Raw genomic sequence first — 19531 nt, 5'->3', positions numbered from 1 at the left:
CTGGGATGCGGCGGATGCGGCGTTCGGCTCGTTCGAGGGCTACCTCGACGCGATCGGAATCGACGACGGAGTGCTCCGGCGCCTCCGGGTTCGCCTGCTGGGCTGAACGCCGCCTCCCACCACCCCGGCTATCTGTGCAGCACCTTCAACGCAGTCCGGACGGTGTAGTTGCCGATCTGGTCACCGCGCTGGTTGCCGTCGTCGGCGCCCTTGCGGAAGTGGAAGCCGACATACACGCGTGACGCCGCGTTCTCGTCCGCAGCCTGCGAGAAGCTGCGGAAGTGGCGCACCGCCCCGCCACACGCGGTGCTGGGATCCGGCAGCCACGGACTGCAGTTCGCGAACGGAGTCCGGTCGCCGAAGAACCTGGCGAGCACCGCGGCGGCCGCTCCACCCTCGACAGCGTGCGCTGATTCGTAGTCGGGGATCGGCGGGGTGTACTCCAACGGCGTCCAGCTCTTGTCTTGCCTCGTCCACGGGTTGCCGTCCGTCGAGGCGGCCCGGATGGCCGTCACCGGGCGCCAGAACAGCACCTCGAACTTCGTGTCGAAGCTTGCGATGTAGCCGTCGGCCATCGCCATGTTCAGCAGGGCGAACATCCGGGCGTCGGTCCACATGTCGTGGTGACCCTTCGACCGGGAGACCGTGTTGGCGATGTTGTTCCACTGGGTGGGTGCGCTGCCGACCCAGAAGCGCGCGATCTCGGTCTGCTCGGCAGTGCGCCGGGTCGACGTTGTGCTGCCCAGCGCCTTCACCTCGTTGAAGTCCCTGGCATAGGCGCGACTCCGCAGCGGGTACGGGCCACTGGGCTCGAACTGGTCGCTGTTGCGCAGCGCGAACGTCTTCACGGTGCCCCACTTCGGCAGGAAGGCGAACTCCAGCAACGTCTTTCCGTCGGGGCCGGGGGTGAATCTCCATTCGCCGGGACGGGTGCCCTGCGGGAAATCCTCCACCGTCGGGTCCGCGATCTGTAGGGCCGCGCGATCGTGGCTGCGCTTGTGCAGGATCTTCTTGGCCGCCGCCGTGCCCAGTTGCACGCCGGCCGTCTTGGCGGCCGAGGTCGGGATCGCCCGGAGGGCGTGGTCACGGGCATCTTTGACGACCTCGAGCCCTGCGCCGCAGCCGGCCAACTCCGCGTTCAGGACCGTGCTCGCTGCCGCCGCGACGGCAGCCGGTGCGGAGGCGCCGTGCCGCACTCGCGGATGGTAGGCATACGGCTCCGACCGCCGGTCGATGGCATTGAGGGCGTCGTGGACGGCGATCTGCGTCATCGCGTACAGCCGGGCCTCGATCGGTGGGGCATCGGTCAGCTTGCAGGTGAAGGCGGCCGTGGTCATGGTCGCGTTCCAGTCCTGCACCGCCGTGGATCCGGCGGGGCCGGACCGCGCTTGACCGCCCGCGCTGACGGGGCCGGTCAGCGGGACCAGCATCGCCGCCGTGAGCGACAACACCAGGAGAAGACGAACCTGTGGGCGCATACGGACCTCACCTCCGAACGAGGACCGCCCGGGTGGCGGACCCCAACCGGACGAGCGTCCCGCGGGCGCCGGACCACGACATGACCAGAAAAGGCAGTCCGCGTGCCCCTTCGTATGGTCAATTCTGACCATCGACGGGCCGCCGGGCTCCCGAGTAGCGTCGGCCCGATGGCCGGCTGGGACTGCCCCGGACCGCCCGCCCGCTGGGCGCAGGCGTCGCAGCCGCCGTTCGTCGGACGGCAGCACGAGTCCGCCGCGCTCCGGGAGGCGTGGGCGCTCGCCTCCCGGGGCATCCGTCAGGCGGTTTTCGTGGGTGGCGAGCCCGGCGTCGGCAAGTCCCGTCTGGTGGCGGAGGCGGCGACGGAGCTGTCCGCACAGGGCGCGGCCGTCCTGCTGGGCACCTGCGTGTCGGCACTCGGCGCGCCGTACCAGCCCTTCGTCGAACCGCTCACCATCTTCGCCGGTGCCATTGCCGACGGTTCGCTGTCGGTCGGCGGTGCCGGCGGTGCCGACGTTTCCGGTGACCTGTACCTCGAGTCACTGCGCATGCTGGCCGGTCTCGCCCGGCCGTGCATGCCCGGGGAGATGCCGGACACCGGGGACCACCAGTTCGCGCGCCAGTTGTTCGAGGCGTGCGCCGAGGTGGTCGTCGCGGCGGCTGCCGCGCGGCCCGTCGTGCTGGTGTTGGAGGACGTGCAGTGGGCCGGCGACGGCGCTCTCCAGTTGCTGCACCACCTGGTCGCCCGGACGACCGACTCTGCCGTGCTGATCATCGCGACCCAGCGCACCGGAGCACCGGATCGTTCGGCCGGCCTGGTCGCCACCGTCGCGCAGCTGTACCGGCTCGACGGCGTTCACCGGATCGACCTGGACGGTCTCAGTACCGACGAGATCACCGACTATCTCGGTGATCTCGCCGGGTCGAAGGGGCGCAGCGTCCGCGGTGCCGCCGCGATGCTGCGGGACCTGACCGGCGGCAATCCGTTCCTCATCCGCGAGGTGTGGCGTGATCTGTCCGGCCGCGGCGGCCTAGCCGCCCTGGCCCATCTGGACCCGCAGGCGCCGGAGTCGTTGCGGCACACGGTGTCCCAGCGGCTGTCCGGGCTGCCGCCGGAGCACCGGCGAACCGTCGAGGTCGCCGCGGTGATCGGTGAGGAATTCAGCGTCCGCCTGCTGGCGACGGTGCGGGGGGTCGACGGGCGCGCCGACTCCCCGGCGCTGACCTTCGCCGGGCTCGAAGCGGCCGGAGCCCTCGGCCTGGTCGAGCCGGTCCGCGGGTCCGACGGCAGGTACCGGTTCCCGCACGGTCTGGCCCGCCAGGCGGTGCTGGAGTTGCTGGGCGACCTCCAGGAGGCCAGGGACAACGCCGCTGTAGCCGATGTTCTGGAGGGAATGCCGGCTGCCGATCTGCGGGTCCAGCGGCTGGCGCACCATTACGCCAAGGCGGCGGCGTTGGGGTTCGCCGGCAAGGCGGTCCACTACCTGGCGGCGGCGGCCGAGGAGGCCGAGGCGGCCTTCGCGCACGGCGATGCGGCGCGGCTGTTCGAGCGGGCGGCGCAGATGGCGGCGGAACCCGCCGTCCGCGACGAGCTCCGGCTGCGAGCGGCTCGCGGCTACCTGCGCTCCTCCCGGCTCGGCCGCGCCCGTGAACTCAACGAAGCGGTGGCCGCCACCGCATCGGGCACCGACCGACTGCGCGCGGCAATCGGCTACGAGGCGGCCTCCTGGCGCAGTGGTCAGCCGGGCGAGCGGAGTGTCGAGCTGTTGACGGACGCCCTGCACAGCGTGGCGCTCGACGATCACGACCCCCTGTCGATCCGGGGTCTGGCCGCGTTGGGCAGGGCCAGCGCCTTCACCGCCGAGGTGGACCGCTCCCGCGCCCTGGGGGAGCGTGCGACAACCCTGGCCAGGGAAACCGGCGACGACCGGCTGCTCGCGGCGGTGCTGCAGATCGGCCTGCAGACCAGCGTCGGCCCGGACGCTCTGCCCGAGAAGCTCGCGCGGGCAACCGAAGTCACCGTGCTCGCCGAGCGGATCCGGGATCTGCGGCACCTCGGGCCGGCCGCTTATCACCGCGCCGCGATCTGCTATGTCCAGGGCGACCCCAGCGGTCTGGCGGCCGCCCACAGCGACCTGGCCAGGACCGCAAGGGCGACCGGGCAGGACTTCTGGGAATGGGTCGTATCCTGCGTGACTTTCGGGATTCATTTCCTGCGAGCCGAATTCGACGTCGCGCTACGCATCGCCACCGAGGCCGAGGGTTTCGGCCGGCACTTCGAGCCGGGCCGCGACGTCGAGGGTGCCTCGAGCCTGCAGAGCTTCATGGTCCGACGGGAGACCGGCGGGCTGGAGACGGTTCGCCCACTGATCAGCGGGGACGAGAGCATCGAGGCGAACTGGGCGCCGGGTCTGCTCGGGTTGTACTGCGAACTCGGGCTCAGTGCACCCGCTCAGCGATTGCTGGATGCGCTGCTCGATCGGGACCTCAACAGGCTGAAGGTGTCCGCAACCTGGCCACTGGTGCTGTCACTGATGTCCGAGGCCGCCGTGTGGTTGACCGACAGCGACGCCGCCCGGCGGTTGCATCCGCTGGCGCTGGAATACGCGGGCCTCAACCTGATGGGCGGCGAGTTCCTCGCCATGGTGGGCAGCGCCGATCGACAGATCGGCGCCCTCGAGTCGCTGCTCGGTATCTCCAGTGCCGGGGGCCACTTCGCGACGGCGCTCGAGATGGACGCCCGAATGGGATCGCCCGTACACGTGGCCACCACGCTGGCCGCGGAAGTCGCCCACCTGCAGCGCATCGGTGATCGCTCCTGTCGCGCGGAACAGCAGCGCTCCATCGCCCAGCGGCTCTGCGACCAGCACGGCCTGGCCAGGGTGCGGCGACTGCTCGACGAGGCCCGGCCCGAGGCCCAGTCGCCCGCCGCCGGTGGACTGACGGCCAGGGAGACCGAGGTGCTGCGACTGCTGGCCGACGGCTCGAGCAACCGTCGGATAGCGCAGCGCCTGGCGATCAGCGAGAACACCGCAGCGAACCATGTACGCAGCATCCTGATGAAAACCGGAGCCGGGAACAGGACTCAGGCGGCGATGTTCGCCTCCGCGCACGGCCTGCTCGGCGACCGGCCGCCGCCCCGCCCGTCAGCCCGCAACCGGCTGCAGTGAGCCGTCCGGCAGCACCTTGTTCCCGACCTCGACGACGGCGTCCGCGGGCAGCCCGCAACGGACCGCGGCGCGCCTGATCGCCTCCGCGGAATCGGCCTCGTAGAGGCAGAAACTCTTCCGTTTGTCCGTCGACAGGAACGAGTACAGCCAGCGCACGTCTTCGTCGTCGTTGATCAACCGCACCTGCGCGGCACCGTCCGCGTCAGGGGTGAATTCTTCCGCGTAGCGCCGCTCGATCATGAACATGGGCACAGGTTTCAGCCTCCCCGCTCCGGAAACCCCGATCGCGGCGAAACCTACTCGCAAACCGGGGCAAGTGCCCCGTTTCCCACCCGATCGGCCCCCTACGCGTCCATCCGGAAGCCGACCTTCATGCTCACCTGGTAGTGGCCGACGCGGCCCTCGTGGATGTGCCCGCGGATCTCCGTCACCTCGAACCAGTCGAGGCCGCGGAGGGTGGCCGAAGCCCGCGCCACCCCTACCTCGATGGCTGCGTCGACGCCGTCCGGTGACGTCCCGACGATCTCGGTGACTCCGTACACATGTTGGCTCATGGGGCCGAATGCTAGACCGCGGCACGGGCGAGCGGAGCGGCCCACAGGAGTTTGGTCCCACCGGTCTCGAGACGGCTGACCGTGCAGGACCCGCCGACCGCGGCCGCCCGGATCTGCAGGTTGTGCAGACCGCTGGTGGCAACGGTTTCGGCGATCCCCACACCGTCGTCGCTGACGTCGATGACGACACGGTCGCCGACCGAGATGGTCACTGCCAGATCGCCGGCGTCGGCGTGCCGGACGACGTTGCTGACGGCTTCCCGGACCACGGCACGGACGTGCTTCACCAAATCGTCCGGAAGTGCGTTGAGCGGGCCGGACATCCGGATGGTGGTCTGCAGCGAGCTGTCCGCGGTCAGGTCGGTGATCACCTGGTGCAGCGTCGTCCGCAGCTGGCTGTGGGCCGGTTGGGTCTGCAGATCGAAGATGGCGGAACGGATTTCGTCGATCACCTGATACACCTGATCGACGTGGTCGCCCAGCCGGCGGGTCACCGACGGGGCGCTGGAGAGCTGATGCGTCGTCTCCATGGCGAGCCCGACGGCGAACAGTCGCTGGATGACGTGGTCGTGCAGGTCCTGGGCGATCCGGTCCCGTTCGGCCAGTGCCTCGAGTTCGCGCAGGGACGACTGGTTCGTCGTCCGTTCCAGGGCCAGCATCGCCTGCCCCGCGAACAACGACACCATCTGCAATTCGAGGTCGTCGAAGATGTGTGCGCCGGGCCGGCGCACGGTGAGCAGCACGCCGGCCAGCCGGTCGTCACCGAGCCCCAGTGGCAGCGCCAGGGCCGGACCGAAATCGATACCCAGGCCCTCGGACAGGTCGTAGGCGAGTTCCGGAACGGATCGTGCCTGCCGGTCGGCGAACACCGAGCCGGCCGTCGAACCCGAGATGGGGATCCGCCGCCCGATCGCGCCCTCCGCGTCGGTTCCGACCGCGACGGTGACCCGCAGGGAGGGCGGGATGGCCATCGACGGGTCGTCGTCAGGGGGAGGTGGTTCCTCGAGGTCGTCCGGCAGGGCGACGAACGTGTAGTCCGCCCCGGTCAGCTCGCGGGCGTGGGTGGCGATCAGCCGCAGCGCCTGCTGGGAATCCCCGCCGCTGAGCAGCGCGGTGGTGACCTGCTCGACGGCGGAGGACCACCGGCGGTGACGCCGCCCGGTCTCGTACAGCCGCGAGTTCTCCACCGCGATCCCGGCGGCGGCGGCCAGTGCCCGCACCACGATCTCGTCGTCGGCGGTCAGCCCCCCACCGGTGTCCTTCTCGGTGAGGTAGAGCCTTCCGAAGATCTCCCCCCGGGCGAACACCGGAACACCGAGGTAGCGGCGGGTGGAGGAAACACTCGAGGTGAAACCCGCGGAGAACGGATGGGCGGCCAGATCGTCCAGCAGGGCCTGCCTCGCCTCGTCGGCGAGCAGATCACCCCGTCCCAGCTGTTCCGGGGCGTCGCCGAGGATGAAGATGAAATCGCTCAGCTCGCCGCCCGGCCCGAAGACGCCCAGTGCGCCGTACCTCGCGTCGACCAGTTCGATCGCCGCCCTGTTGAGTTGACTCAGCGTGGCGTCCAGTTCCAGGCCGGAGGACACCGCCATCATCGAGGTCAACAGCACATTCATTTGTTCGCGGGTTGCCCCGATGACCTCGTCAATGCGTTCGTGAACCTCGCCGAGCAATTCGGAAATACGGCGTCCCGACAGGGTGTCCCCGTCGGATCTGATGGCGACGTCCCTGTTCATTCCACCATCGTCGGAAAGGATGTCGCCCATCATTCGAGTGTGTCACGGTCCGCTGGATCGAGCGGAGAATACGGACGCGCACCGAATTGTTCACGCCGACGTGCAGATTGGTCCAAAAAACACCCGGAAAACTGTGGAGTATTGACAGGGTGCTCAACCGGCCGCGGTGCTGACGGCTGATGATGGGTCGAGTGAACCCGGGTGGTGTCACCGTCAGTGACGACCACTGAGGGACCGTCCGAGGCCCGTGCGCCGCATCCGTCCGGTGCGATCCGGGTCCCCGACCCGCGCCGGCACCGGCGTGCGGCACGGGGAAGGCGGGGCGGTGCCACAGCGTTATGCTCGATTGACCCGTCTGTAGTTACAGCGCTGCCCGAAGGGGGTGCCATGAGTTCGGACGTCGAAGGCCGGTTCGCTCAGGCGCGCCCCGAGGGTGCGGACGCCGCGGAGGCCGCCCGGGCCGGCATCGTCACGGCCGAACCCGACCCGGCCGGCACCGAGGATCCCGCGCCTGCGCCGGCCGCCGAGGTCGAGCCGCCGCCCGACGTCCCGACGCCGTCGGCGAGCCGCCGGGTACGCGCCCGGCTGACCCGCCGGATGAGCGGTCAGCGGGCGAACGCGACGCCCACCCGCACCGTCCTGGAGCCGTTGTTCGCCGTCCATCGCGGGCTGCACCCCAAGGCCGACACGAAGCTGCTGCAACGCGCGTACGAGGTCGCCGAGAAGGCGCACATCAACCAGTTCCGCAAGTCCGGTGACCCCTACATCACGCACCCGCTGGCGGTGGCCACCATCCTGGCGGACCTCGGGATGGACACCACCACGCTGGTCGCGGCCCTGCTGCACGACACCGTCGAGGACACCCCGTACACGCTGACCGACGTCACGAAGGAGTTCGGCGACGAGGTCGCGCACCTGGTCGACGGCGTCACCAAGCTGGACAAGGTGCACTTCGGCGACGCCGCCGAGGCGGAGACCATCCGCAAGATGATCATCGCGATGGCCAAGGACCCACGGGTGCTCGTCATCAAGCTGGCCGACCGGTTGCACAACATGCGCACGATGCGGTTCCTGCCGCCGGACAAGCAGGCCCGCAAGGCGCGGGAAACCCTCGAGGTGATGGCGCCGCTGGCCCACCGGCTCGGGATGGCGACCGTCAAGTGGGAACTCGAGGACCTGGCGTTCTCGATCCTGCACTCCAAGCGGTATGACGAGATCGTCCGGCTGGTGGCCGACCGGGCACCCTCCCGGGACACCTATCTGGCGGCGGTGACCAGCCAGCTGGAAGCCGAGCTGTCCGCGGCCAAGATCGCCTGCCAGGTGGTCGGCCGCGGCAAGCACTACTACTCCATCTACCAGAAGATGCAGGCCAGGGGCCGCGAGTTCGACGAGATCCACGACCTCGTCGCCGTGCGCATCCTGGTCGGCAACGTCCGCGAGTGTTACGCGGCAATGGGCGTCGTGCACGCGCTCTGGGCGCCGATGCCGGGCCGGTTCAAGGACTACGTCGCGCAACCCCGGTACGGGGTGTACCAGTCACTGCACACCACGGTCATCGGGCCGGAGGGCAAGCCGCTCGAGGTGCAGATCCGCACCTACGACATGCACCACACCGCCGAGTACGGCATCGCCTCCCACTGGCGCTACAAGGAGACCCGCGGCACGCACACCGGTGCGGGGGCATCGGTGGACGAGATGGCGTGGATGCGGCAACTGCTGGACTGGCAGCGGGAAGCCGGCGACGCCGGCGAGTTCCTGGACAACCTGCGCTACGAGATGGCGCACAGCGAGATCTTCGTCTTCACCCCCAAGGGCGACATCCAGACGCTGCCGGCGGGCTCGACACCGGTGGACTTCGCCTACGCGGTGCACACCGAGGTGGGCCACAAGTGCATCGGGGCGAAGGTCGACGGTCGGCTGGTGCCGCTGGAGCGCACGCTGTCGAACGGTCAGTTCGTCGAGATCTTCACCTCCAAGGCACCCACCCAGGGCCCGAGCCGGGATTGGCTCAGCTTCGTCGCGTCGTCGCGCGCCAAGACGAAGATCAGGCAGTACTTCGCCAAGTCCCGCCGCGAGGAGGCGGTCGAGCTCGGCAAGGAGGCCATCGCCAAGGCGGCCCGGCGGGCCGGCCTGCCGGTGCAGCGGCTGGTGTCGCACGACGCGATGGCCGCCATCGGGCACGACCTCGGTTACCGGGACATCGCGGCGCTGTACGCCGCCGTCGGTGAGAATCACGTCTCCGCAGCAACTCTCGTCGGCAAGGTGGTGTCCTACCTCGGCGGTGAGGAGGAGGCAGGGGACCAGGTCGCGGAGCGGTCCGCACCGTCGGTGACCCGCCGCCGCAGCCGGCCGACCGGCGACGCCGGGGTACTGGTCAAGGGCATCAGCGACATCCAGGTCAAGCTCGCCCGGTGTTGCACGCCCGTACCGGGCGACCTCATCCTCGGGTTCATCACCAAGGGCGGCGCGGTGTCGGTCCATCGGGTGGACTGCACCAACGCGGCATCGCTGCGCGAGGAGAAGGCACGACTGGTCGACGTCACCTGGGATCCGACGTCCGCCTCGGTCTTCCTGGTGACGATCCAGGTCGAGGCGCTGGACCGGGCCAGGCTGCTGTCGGACATCACCAAGACGCTGGCCGACGTGAAGGTCAACATCCTGTCGGCGAACCTGTCGATGTCCAAGGACGGGATGGCGATCTCGCGATTCTCGTTCGAGATGGCCGACCCCAAGCACCTCGGTCACCTGCTGCGCTCGGTGCGTGGCGTCGAGGGTGTCTACGACGTCTACCGGGTGACCAGCGCCTGAGAGGATCTCTCAGGTGTCCCCGCTGGAATTCGCCCTGCTGGTCGGCGCCGGTGTTCTCGGTGGTTTGACCGGCAGCATCGCCGGGCTTGCCTCGCTCGTCACCTACCCGGCGCTGCTCGCCGTCGGACTGTCGCCGGTGTCGGCCAACGTCACCAACACCGTCGCGCTGGTCTTCGCCGGTGTCGGCTCCGTGCTGGGGTCGAGGCCGGAGCTGAAGGGCCAGGGCCGGCGGCTCAGGGCGCTGATGCCGGTGGCGGCGCTGGGCGGTGTGCTGGGTGCTGTGCTGCTGCTCTCGACACCCGCCGACGGATTCCAGAAGGTCGTGCCGTGGCTGCTCGGCCTGTCCTCGCTGACCATCCTGATCCCGCGCCGGCCGCCGCCCCCCGAGTCCGCAGGGCCGGTCGATCCGACGCTGCGGGCCCGGGTGCTCGAATCGTTGGCGATCCTGCTGATCGCCGTCTACGGCGGCTATTTCGGTGCCGCGGCGGGGGTCCTGCTGCTGGCCCTGCTGCTGCGGACGACGCACGCGGCGTTGGCCAGGGCGAACGCCTACAAGAACGTGCTGCTGGGGGTGGCCAACACGATCGCCGCCGTGCTGTTCATCGTGCTGGCGCCGGTCAGCTGGGCCGCGGCCATCCCGCTGGGCATCGGTTGCCTGATCGGGTCGAGAGTGGGCCCGATGGTCGTCCGGCGTGCTCCGGCGACCCTGCTGCGGTATCTGATCGGGGCGGCCGGTGTCGGGCTGGCGATCCGGCTCGGAATCGAGGCGTACGGGTAGCGCCGTCCGCCGATCCGGACACCCGGCGTCATAGGGTTCGGCCATGGCGCAGACGTCCCCGGCAGAACGGCCCCTCTGGGCGCGGCGGCATCCGCTCGACGCCGCCGACGGCGCCCGCCGCACGACCGCGTACGTCTACGGCAACGTGCTGGTGCTGGCGGCCCTGGCGGTGGTCTCGACCGCGGACGTCACCGACGGGCATGCCTTCTGGCTCGTCCTCGGCACCGCATTGTCGACGTTCGTCGCGCACGTCTTCGCCGAGACGATGGGCGACCAGGTCAAGCACCCCGAACCGGTCACCGCCCGCAACGTGCTGCGGCTGGCGCGGGAATCGCTGCCCATCCTGACCTCCGGCCTGCTGCCCGCGGTCATCCTGCTGGCGGGCTGGTGGGGGTGGCTGGCACCGGACCCGGCCGTGCTGCTCGCGGACGCGGTGGTGCTGCTGCGGATCGCGGGTACCGGGATCGTGGTCGCCCGGCTCCGGAACGAGCGGAGTTCTGTGCGGATCTTCGCGATCGGCATCGGGATGGCCGTCGTCGGCGCGGCCATCAGCGGGCTGAAGGTGTACCTGACGCACTGATCGGCGATACTCGGGCCGATGAGCAACCCACTCGGCCGGTGGTTCAAGATCCCGACCCTCACCGAGCGGTTACGGAACCACGGCGTCCGCGAGGACCTGATCCAGGCCGCGGACCGGACCGCGTTCGGGAAGCAGACCGACACCGGCATCCCCGCCCTCGGTGAGCTGCTGGACCCGGACGAGCGGGTGATCGCGCTGGTCGAGGCGCGCCTGGACGGCGCCATCGGATTGCTGACGCTCACCTCCGGCCGGCTGCTGTTCGCCCCGAAGGCCGCCGACCGTTCGATCGTGCGCTCGGTCCAGTTGTCGCGGATCACCACCGTCAGCTGGCGCCGGCACCGAGGGCTGGGCGTGCTGGAGATCGGCGCGGACGACGGGGACCTGATGGTGGACCAGATCCTGGGCAATCAGGCCGAGACGCTGGGCGAGGCCATCAAGCAGGCGACCGCTCAACCACCAGACGGGCCTGCGCAGGTCCGGGATCCGCTGGAGGAACTCGCCGAACTCCGGGCCCTGCACCGGGCCGGGGCGGTTTCCGACGCGGAGTTCGAAATCCGCAAGCAACAGCTGTTCGGGCAGATCTGATCAGGCCAGCGACAGGAAGAGTTTCTCCATCGTCTTGGTGTCCAGGGTGTCGACCCCGCCCGATTCGAGCAGGCACTGCTTGAGGCCGGCGGCGATGACCGCGAAGCCGGCCCGGTCCAGCGCCCGGCTGACCGCCGCGAGCTGGGTGACGACGTCCTGACAGTCGCGGCCGTCCTCGATCATCTTCAGGATGCCGCCGATCTGGCCCTGGGCGCGGCGCAGCCGGTTGACCACGGCCCCCAGGTTCTCGGGCGCCAGTTGCACCATGTCGTCCTCCTCGATCGCGCGAATGTGCGGGACCGTGCCGACGATACCCCTGCGGGTATGCCGGTCACCGGTTCAGCCGGCTGACCCGCCGGCCACCCGGTAGGACCACAGCTCACTGCTGACCGCCACCGGGGGAGGTGCGTCGCCGCCCTGACGCTCGGCCCCCGAACGGTGCCCGTGCGCGAACGCCGGTGACGACGCCCAGTTCTGGAAGGACTCCTCGTCCCGCCACCGGGTGATCACCAGCCAGGTCGTCCGCTCGTCGGTCGGCTGCAGCAGTTCGAAACCCTCGAAGCCGTCCTGGTTGTCGATCGCGCCGGCGCGCGCGGCGAACCGCTTCGCGAGCTCGTCGCCGCTGTCGGCAGGCACGGTGATGGCGTTGATCTTGAGAACAGTCATGTCAGCCGGCCCCGCCGCTGCTGGTCGCGGGAGCTTCTGTGGCGGGAGACTCGGTGGCGGGCGCCTCGCTCACCGGGGCATCGGTCGGGATGACCTCGCCCGATGCGCCCGGCTCCGCCGACGGGGTCGCGGACTCGTAGGTGCCGGTGCCCTCCAGTGCGTCGGCCGGGACCGTCACCTTCGAGATGGTCGCCTTCTCGACCGGGGGACCCTCCTGGGCGCCCCCCTCGACACCCTTAGCGGCGATCCCGTCGACCACCTTCATCCCCTCCCCGGTGACCTTGCCGATGATCGTGTACTCCGGTGAGAGCGTGGTGTCGCCGTAGACGATGAAGAACTGCGACCCGTTGGTGTCGGCGCCCGCATTGGCCAGTGCGACGGTGCCCACCGGGTAGTTGCCGTCCGCCGGCGCCTCGGTCGCGAAGCTGTAGCCCGGCCCGCCGTTGCCCTGTCCAGTGGGATCACCGCACTGCAGGATGTTGAGCTGGTCGCTGACCGTCAGCCGGTGGCAGTCGGTGTTGTCGTAGAAGCCCTGCGAGGCCAGCGACAGGAACGAGTTGACCCCGCACGGCGCGGCGGCCCGGTCGAGGCTGACCGGGACGTCCTCCCCGTTGAGCACAATGGTGGAGTCGACGGTGCCCGAGTTCAGTGGTTCGAGGTTGGTCGGCGCGCTGACCTCCTTGGCAGCCGTCCCGGAGGCGGGGTAGGAGCACGGCGTCGTCGGGGCCGCCGATTCGGAGGCGGAGGTGTCCGTCGTCGCGTCGGACGCGGTGTCGCTGTCGCCCCGGGTGACGAACAGCCAGATGCCGCCGGAGATGACCAGCACGGCGGCGACCACGCCGATGATCACCAGCCGTTGCCGGCGGGCGCGGTCGAGTTCTTCACGTCGTGCGAGCTGACGTTGCAGCTTGCGCTTCGCCGCGTCGCGACGTTGCTGGTTGGTGGGCACGCCTGGTCCTCCCGCGATCAGATCGGGCTCCGCGCGACAAGGCGGAACCCGGCCGGAGTCTAGGTGACGGCGCGACCGGCTCCCGGAGGAAACAGTGTGAACGCGCTGTGTGACATCTGCGTCCGAGCACGACGATAGGGTGGGCCGGTGTTGATCGCAGGGTTTCCGGCCGGCTCGTTCCAGGCGAACTGCTACGTGCTCGCCACCGGTCCCGGTGCCCCGTGCATCGTCGTCGATCCCGGTCAGGACGCGTTGGCCGGGCTCCGGGAGCTCGTCGCCGAGCACAGCCTGCAGCCGGTGGCCGTCTTCCTGACCCACGGGCACCTGGACCACACCGCATCGACCGGCGACGTCTGCCGCTGGGCCGACATCCCCGCCTACATCCATCCCGCGGACGACTACATGCTGGACGACCCGCTCGCGGCGCTGTCGCCAGAACTGCGCTCCTTGCTGGCGGGCCGGCCGATGGACGGGCTCCGGCCGTCGTCGGTGCTCCCGTTCCACGACCTGCAGGATCCCGGCCTGGCCGACCTGCCGCTGACCATCGATCACATCCCGGGTCACACCGGTGGCTCGGTGGCGATCCGGGTGGCGGCCGACGGCGATCGACCTGAGGTGCTACTGACCGGTGACACCCTGTTCGCCGGTTCGATCGGACGCACCGACCTGCCCGGCGGATCGACCTCGCAGCAGCTGGTGTCGATCGCCGACCGGTTGCTGAGCCGGCCCGACGGAACCGTGGTGCTGCCCGGGCACGGGCCATCGAGCACGATCGGCGCGGAACGGGCCGGTAATCCGTTCCTGACGCCGGCCGCGCTGGCTCAGGCCCGGCACGCACAGGGCGGGTCCGGGACGAACTGACATGGTCGAGTTCTACGCGCCGAAGGGCGTCCCCGATTATTACCCACCCGTCTCGAGAACCTTTGCGGCCGTTCGCAGCACGCTCATCACCGCGGCCGACCGGGCCGGCTATTCGCCGATCGAACTACCGGTGTTCGAGGACACGACACTGTTCGCACGGGGCGTCGGTGAGTCCACCGACGTGGTCTCGAAGGAGATGTACACCTTCGCCGACCGCGGCGGCCGCTCCGTCACCCTGCGGCCGGAAGGCACCGCAGGGGTGATGCGGGCGGTCATCGAACACGGCCTCGACCGCGGGCCGCTGCCGGTGAAGCTGGTGTATGCGGGCCCGTTCTTCCGCTACGAACGCCCGCAGGCGGGGCGCTACCGGCAGCTGCAGCAGGTCGGCGTCGAGGCGGTCGGCAGCGACGATCCAGCGCTGGACGCAGAGGTGATCGCCGTCGCGGACGAGGGATTCCGGGACGTCGGGCTGTCCGGGTTCCGGCTCGACCTGACCTCCCTCGGCGACGCCACCTGCCGGCCCGCCTACCGGGACCGGCTGACCGCGTTCCTGGCCGGACTCGACCTCGACGAGGCCACGGCGATCCGCGCCCGGCAGAACCCGCTGCGGGTGCTGGACGACAAGCGGCCGGCGATGCAGGCGCTGCTGGCCGACGCGCCGTTGATGATGGACCACCTGTGCGACGCCTGCCGCGAGCACTTCGAGCGCGTCCGCGGCGTCCTGGATGCCCTCGGGGTCAGCTATGTGCTCAACCCCCGGATGGTGCGCGGCCTCGACTACTACACCCGCACGACCTTCGAGTTCGTGCACCCGGGACTCGGCGCCCAGTCGGGCATGGGCGGCGGCGGCCGCTACGACGGGCTGATGGCCGAACTCGGCGGACAGTCGTTGTCCGGCATCGGTTTCGGGCTGGGCGTTGACCGCACCCTGCTCGCGGCCCAGGCCGAGGGAGTCCGGGTCGGCACGCTCAGCAGGTGCGACGTGTACGGCGTCCCGATGGGGGAGAATGCCTCGCTGCGGCTGGCCGGGCTGGCCGGGGAACTGCGGCGGGCGGGGATCCGAACCGACATGGCCTACGGAGGGCGTGCCCTCAAGACGGCGATGAAGGCCGCCGACGCCTCGGGGGCGAGGGTGGCCCTGGTGGTGGGCGAACGGGAGCTGGAATCCGACACGGTTGTCGTCCGGAACCTTGCCACCGGCGAGCAGAACCCCTGCCCCAGTGGAGATGTCGTCGCCGCGGTCCGTGTGGTCCTGCAGGGTTGAGCCGCTCAGCCGGCGTCGACGTTCGTCAGCTCCACCGGCGCGGTGATCACGTCCACCATCGCGCCGCGCCGCCAGACCGTGATCGGCAGTGGTCGTCCGATGGCGTCGTCGAAGAGCAGGCGCTGCAGGCTCTGCGCGTCGGTCACCGGCAGCCGGGCGGCGGTCAGCAGCAGGTCGCCGCCGGTCAGCCCGGCGCGGTCCGCCGGTGACCCGCTGACCACCTCGACGACCCGCAGTCCCGTCCTGCGCCCGGTCTTCGCGGCGAGTTCCGGCGGCAGCGGGGAGGGCCTGCTGACCAGGCCCAGGTAGGCGCGACGCACCCGGCCCTGAGTCATCAGTGCGGTGATGATCCGCCGCGTCGTCGCATTGATCGGCACCGCCAGCCCAAGGCCCACACCGGCCACCGCCGTGTTGATGCCGACCACCCGGCCCGAGGAGTCGGCCAGCGCACCGCCCGAGTTACCCGGATTGAGCGCCGCGTCGGTCTGGATGACGTCCTCGATCACCCGACCGGCCCGCCCGGATCGGGTCGGCAACGACCGACCCAGGCCGCTCACCACCCCGGCCGTGACCGAACCGGCCAGCCCGAGTGGATTGCCGACCGCGACCACCAGCTGACCGACCTGCAGGTCGTCGGCGTTGCCGAGAACCACTGTCCCGGTGGGGATGTCGCCGGTGGCATGGATCACCGCAAGGTCGGAAAGCGGGTCCGACCCGGTGATGTCGATCGCTGTCCGGCTGCCGTCCGCGAACTCCGCCCAACCGCCGGTGGCACCGCTGACCACATGCGCGTTGGTCAGCAGGTACCCGGCCTGCGCGAACAGGACCGCCGAACCGGAACCTTCCGCCGACCGGCCCCGCCCGTCACCCCGGACCGTCACGGCGGCGACGTGGGGGATGAGGGCCTGCGCCACGCCGGTGACGACCCGCGAGTACGCGTCCAGTGCCTCGTCCATGCATCAATTGAACGTCGCGATCCGGCGGCGCAGGGGTTCCATCGTTACGCCATCGGCGGATTGCACCTGGTGAGAACATGTGTTCGACTACCGGAATGCGATGGGAGAGCAGGGCGCTCGAGATCGAGGACGCATCGGCGTTGCCGGGAATGGGCCGGCTCGCCGGCCTGGTCCGCACCGTCCGGACCCCCGACTTCGCCGGCGTGACGTTCCACGAGGTGCACAGCAAGTCGGCGCTGAACAAGGTCCCCGGTCACTCGCCGATGCCGTTCGGCTGGACCATCAACCCGTACCGCGGCTGTACCCACGGGTGCGTCTACTGCTTCGCCCGCAAGACGCATTCCTACCTGGAATTCGACACCGGTCAGGACTTCGACACCCAGATCGTTGTCAAGGTGAACATCGGAGACGTTCTGCGCAAGGAGGTGTCGACGCCGAAATGGTGCCGCGAGCACGTCGCGATGGGCACCAACACCGACCCCTACCAGCGCGCCGAGGGACGTTACCGGCTGATGCCCGGCATCATCTCCGCGCTCGCGGACAGTGGGACACCGCTCTCCATCCTCACCAAGGGAACGGTGCTGTCCAGGGATCTCCCGCTGCTCGCCGCCGCCGGTCGTTCGGTACCGGTGGGTATCGGGGTTTCGCTCGCGCTGCTGGAGCCGGACCTGCAGTCAACCCTGGAGCCCGGTACGCCGTCACCGCGGGGCCGGCTCGAGTTGGTGCGCCGGATCCGGGACGCCGGGTTGCCGTGCGGGGTGTTCATCGCGCCGCTGCTGCCGCACCTGACCGACACACCCGAACAGATCACCGCGCTGATGGCCGAGCTCGCGGAGGCCGGCGCCACCGGGGTCAGCGGTATCGGCCTGCACCTGCGGCCGGGTGCCAGGGAATGGTTCTTCCGCTGGCTGGGCGAGAATCGACCCGACCTGACCGATCGGTACCGCCAGCTGTACTCGCGGGGGTCGAACCTGCCGGCGGACTACCGGAAGGCGCTGGCCGAGCGGGTGCGGTCGATCAGCAGGCAATTCGGGCTGGGGCCGTCGGCCGGTGGTGAGCTGTCCGGTGGCGACAACCCCGTCCGCGGGGTGCCGGGGGATCGGGACGCCCAATTCCCGGCCGGGAGCCTGCCGGCAGCGACGCCCACGCTGTTCTGAGCGGTCAGATTCCGGTCGCGCCGAGCAGCTGACCGATGCCGTACGTCACGAGCATGGCCAATGCGCCGCCGATCACGATCCGGACGATGGCCTTGGCCTGACCGGCCCCGCCGAGTCGCGCGCTGATCGTGCCGGTGAGGGCGAGCGCCAGCAGCACCGCGACGAACGTGGTGGGGATCCGGGCGCTCGCCGGCGGCAGCAGGATGGCCAGCAGCGGGAGCACCGACCCCAGGGTGAATGCGATCGCGGAGGCGAAGGCGGCGTGCCATGGGTTCGTCAGCTCGTCGGGGTCGATGCCCAGTTCGATGTCGACATGTGCGGCGAACGCGTCCCGCTCGGTCAGTTCGGTCGCGACCAGGGTGGCCGTGGTCTCGCTGAGGCCCTTGTCCCGGTACATGCCGACGAGCTCGGCGAACTCCTCGTCAGGACTCTCGATGAGTTCCCGGCGCTCCTTCTCCAGCAGTGCCTTCTCGGTGTCCCGCTGGGTGCTGACGGACACGTACTCACCGAGCGCCATCGACACGGCACCGGCCACCAGTCCAGCAATGCCCGCCGTGGCGATGACGCCGCGGTCCGTGGTGGCCGCAGCGACGCCGACCACCAGGCCGGCGGTCGAAACGATGCCGTCGTTCGCACCCAGCACCCCGGCGCGCAGCCAGTTCAGCCGGCCGGCCAGACCCAGCCTGTGCGGCTCGTCCGGGTGCGCTCCGAGCGTCGGGTCGGGCGGTGCCCCATCGGGGCTTTTGTGGAGATTCACGGTTCAACGTTAGGCCGATCCCGGAAGCGCTTCTCGATAAGGATCGGCTAACGCCTGGGAGGGTTGACCCCCCGGGTGCCGGGGGCTGACCACCGCGAGCCGTGCGCCCGTGCACCGGGCGTCGAGCGGTCAACGCCATCGTGACGGGCCCGCCGAGTTCCTACCTTCGTGGTCATACCGCAACTCCGCGGGACAACCGAACGAAGGAGCACGTCATGTCCACCACAACGTTCACCGCACCGCCCGCACCACGCCGGAACACCGCCCGCGGCGGTACCGCCGCGATGATTGTCGGTGTCGTCCTGCTCGTCTCCGGGTTCCTGACGGCGGTGTCCGGTGCCGCCCTGCTGGCCCTGTTCGGTGCCGGCCAGGCCGTCAGCTCCGGTCTGCACCCGATCACATCACCGACTTCGGCGGTCGTCGCCGACCTCGGCCTGATCGACGACGTCGACGACTTCCGCGGGATCGCCGGATCCCCGACACTGCAACTGTGGGCCGAGAACGTAGGACAGCAGGGGGTTTTCGTCGGGGTCGGACCGACAGCGGAGGTGAACCGGTACCTGGCCGGGGTGGCCACCGAACGGGTCGATGACCTGAACCTGTCGCCGTACCGGTTGAACACCACCCGCACCGACGGATCGGCCGAGGCACAGGCGCCCGGCGACCAGTCGTTCTGGGTGGCGTCGTCCGAGTCGTCGAACCGGGCCGAGCTGAGCTGGGCGATCGCGGACGGTCGTTACGAGGTCGTCGTGATGAACGCCGACGGGTCCGCAGGGATCCTGACGTCGGCGGAGATCGGTGCGTCGCTGCCCGACTCGACCGGAATCTGGCTCACCATTGTCGTCATCGGCGGCGCTGCGATGATCGTCGGCGGCGCGTTGGTGTTCGTCGGAACCAGGCGGAACCGGATCGGCTGACCGATGTGACGGCGGATGTGGGGGTAACCCCCGGGCGGAGTGCGGCTGACCGCATTCCGCCTCTCCGCTTGTGCACGGACCGTGTGCGGGGAGGAGGGCGAGATGGTTCGGGTGCTGATCGTGGATGACCAGTCGCCGTTCCGCCTTGCCGCGGAAGCGGTGGTGGACGCCACCGAGTCCTTCGAGGTCGTCGGTGCCCTTGGTTCCGCCGAGGACGGATTGGCCGCGGTGCCCGCCCTGCGTCCCGACCTCATCCTGATGGACGTCAACCTGCCCGGCATCGACGGCGTCCAGGCCAGCCGGCGGCTGCGGGACGA

19 protein-coding genes are annotated in these 19531 nt (G+C 70.0%); 10 read left to right on the top strand and 9 right to left on the bottom strand.

Going from position 1 to position 19531, the window contains the following annotated elements; all coding sequences use genetic code 11:
* Positions 1–128: 128 nt before the first annotated feature.
* Positions 129–1478, bottom strand: a complete 1350-nt coding sequence (locus tag ACVBEQ_RS27330) for a vanadium-dependent haloperoxidase (RefSeq protein ID WP_447156583.1) — start codon at positions 1476–1478, stop codon at positions 129–131.
* A gap of 168 nt (positions 1479–1646) precedes the next feature.
* Here ACVBEQ_RS27330 and ACVBEQ_RS27325 point away from each other — a divergent pair, with 168 nt between their 5' ends.
* Complete coding sequence (locus tag ACVBEQ_RS27325) at positions 1647–4646, top strand: ATP-binding protein (RefSeq protein WP_447156582.1); 3000 nt, start codon at positions 1647–1649, stop codon at positions 4644–4646.
* Here ACVBEQ_RS27325 and ACVBEQ_RS27320 read toward each other — a convergent pair.
* The 3 genes from ACVBEQ_RS27320 to ACVBEQ_RS27310 all read right to left on the bottom strand — a co-directional run bounded on the left by ACVBEQ_RS27320 (position 4623) and on the right by ACVBEQ_RS27310 (position 6936).
* Positions 4623–4898 (bottom strand): DUF4242 domain-containing protein, encoded by a 276-nt coding sequence (locus tag ACVBEQ_RS27320; RefSeq protein WP_447156581.1) that lies wholly within the window; start codon positions 4896–4898, stop codon positions 4623–4625. The two genes, ACVBEQ_RS27325 and ACVBEQ_RS27320, sit on opposite strands and share 24 nt — an antisense overlap.
* Before the next feature lie 92 nt (positions 4899–4990).
* Positions 4991–5200 (bottom strand): dodecin, encoded by a 210-nt coding sequence (locus tag ACVBEQ_RS27315; protein ID WP_447156580.1) that lies wholly within the window; start codon positions 5198–5200, stop codon positions 4991–4993.
* Positions 5201–5211: 11 nt separating this feature from the next.
* The gene (locus tag ACVBEQ_RS27310; RefSeq protein ID WP_447156579.1) at positions 5212–6936 is read right to left on the bottom strand and encodes a sensor histidine kinase; all 1725 of its coding nucleotides are present in this window, start codon (positions 6934–6936) and stop codon (positions 5212–5214) included.
* Between the two features lie 387 nt (positions 6937–7323).
* On the opposite strand from ACVBEQ_RS27310, the gene ACVBEQ_RS27305 reads away from it, so the two are divergent.
* The 4 genes from ACVBEQ_RS27305 to ACVBEQ_RS27290 are packed head-to-tail and all read left to right on the top strand — an operon-like array spanning position 7324 to position 11687.
* Positions 7324–9744: a RelA/SpoT family protein gene (locus ACVBEQ_RS27305; protein WP_447156578.1), complete on the top strand. Its 2421-nt coding sequence runs from the start codon at positions 7324–7326 to the stop codon at positions 9742–9744.
* 13 nt (positions 9745–9757) lie between these two features.
* Positions 9758–10522: a sulfite exporter TauE/SafE family protein gene (locus tag ACVBEQ_RS27300; protein ID WP_447156577.1), complete on the top strand. Its 765-nt coding sequence runs from the start codon at positions 9758–9760 to the stop codon at positions 10520–10522.
* Between the two features lie 43 nt (positions 10523–10565).
* Positions 10566–11102 (top strand): hypothetical protein, encoded by a 537-nt coding sequence (locus ACVBEQ_RS27295; RefSeq protein ID WP_447156576.1) that lies wholly within the window; start codon positions 10566–10568, stop codon positions 11100–11102.
* An 18-nt stretch (positions 11103–11120) separates the two neighbouring features.
* On the top strand, positions 11121–11687 hold the full coding sequence (locus tag ACVBEQ_RS27290) for an SHOCT domain-containing protein (protein ID WP_447156575.1): 567 nt from the start codon (positions 11121–11123) through the stop codon (positions 11685–11687).
* Here the strand turns inward: ACVBEQ_RS27290 and ACVBEQ_RS27285 are convergent, their stop codons facing one another.
* The 3 genes from ACVBEQ_RS27285 to ACVBEQ_RS27275 form a co-directional block, all read right to left on the bottom strand.
* On the bottom strand, positions 11688–11954 hold the full coding sequence (locus tag ACVBEQ_RS27285) for a metal-sensitive transcriptional regulator (protein ID WP_447156574.1): 267 nt from the start codon (positions 11952–11954) through the stop codon (positions 11688–11690).
* Between the two features lie 72 nt (positions 11955–12026).
* Entirely contained in the window at positions 12027–12353 is a 327-nt protein-coding gene (locus ACVBEQ_RS27280; RefSeq protein ID WP_447156573.1) for an antibiotic biosynthesis monooxygenase family protein, read from the bottom strand.
* A gap of 1 nt (position 12354) precedes the next feature.
* Complete coding sequence (locus ACVBEQ_RS27275) at positions 12355–13302, bottom strand: peptidylprolyl isomerase (RefSeq protein ID WP_447156572.1); 948 nt, start codon at positions 13300–13302, stop codon at positions 12355–12357.
* Between the two features lie 147 nt (positions 13303–13449).
* Here ACVBEQ_RS27275 and ACVBEQ_RS27270 point away from each other — a divergent pair, with 147 nt between their 5' ends.
* Together ACVBEQ_RS27270 and hisS are read left to right on the top strand one after the other, a co-directional pair.
* Entirely contained in the window at positions 13450–14163 is a 714-nt protein-coding gene (locus ACVBEQ_RS27270) for an MBL fold metallo-hydrolase (protein WP_447156571.1), read from the top strand.
* 1 nt (position 14164) lies between these two features.
* On the top strand, positions 14165–15427 hold the full coding sequence (gene hisS / locus ACVBEQ_RS27265) for a histidine--tRNA ligase (RefSeq protein ID WP_447156570.1): 1263 nt from the start codon (positions 14165–14167) through the stop codon (positions 15425–15427).
* Between the two features lie 5 nt (positions 15428–15432).
* On the opposite strand, the gene ACVBEQ_RS27260 is transcribed toward hisS, so the two are convergent.
* Complete coding sequence (locus tag ACVBEQ_RS27260) at positions 15433–16383, bottom strand: S1C family serine protease (protein WP_447156569.1); 951 nt, start codon at positions 16381–16383, stop codon at positions 15433–15435.
* A gap of 77 nt (positions 16384–16460) precedes the next feature.
* On the opposite strand from ACVBEQ_RS27260, the gene ACVBEQ_RS27255 reads away from it, so the two are divergent.
* The gene (locus tag ACVBEQ_RS27255) at positions 16461–17540 is read left to right on the top strand and encodes an Rv2578c family radical SAM protein (RefSeq protein WP_447156568.1); all 1080 of its coding nucleotides are present in this window, start codon (positions 16461–16463) and stop codon (positions 17538–17540) included.
* A gap of 4 nt (positions 17541–17544) precedes the next feature.
* Here the strand turns inward: ACVBEQ_RS27255 and ACVBEQ_RS27250 are convergent, their stop codons facing one another.
* Positions 17545–18297, bottom strand: coding sequence for a VIT1/CCC1 transporter family protein (locus ACVBEQ_RS27250; RefSeq protein WP_447156567.1), 753 nt, complete (start codon positions 18295–18297; stop codon positions 17545–17547).
* A gap of 215 nt (positions 18298–18512) precedes the next feature.
* On the opposite strand from ACVBEQ_RS27250, the gene ACVBEQ_RS27245 reads away from it, so the two are divergent.
* Together ACVBEQ_RS27245 and ACVBEQ_RS27240 are read left to right on the top strand one after the other, a co-directional pair.
* On the top strand, positions 18513–19214 hold the full coding sequence (locus ACVBEQ_RS27245; protein ID WP_447156566.1) for a hypothetical protein: 702 nt from the start codon (positions 18513–18515) through the stop codon (positions 19212–19214).
* A 102-nt stretch (positions 19215–19316) separates the two neighbouring features.
* Positions 19317–19531, top strand: a 215-nt coding sequence (locus ACVBEQ_RS27240; protein ID WP_447156565.1) for a response regulator, incomplete at its 3' end; no start/stop codon positions are given.

The organism is Nakamurella sp. GG22, assembly GCF_052976845.2.
The sequence above is the reverse complement of the archived record's forward strand: the minus strand, read 5'-3'. Positions and strand labels throughout refer to the sequence as shown.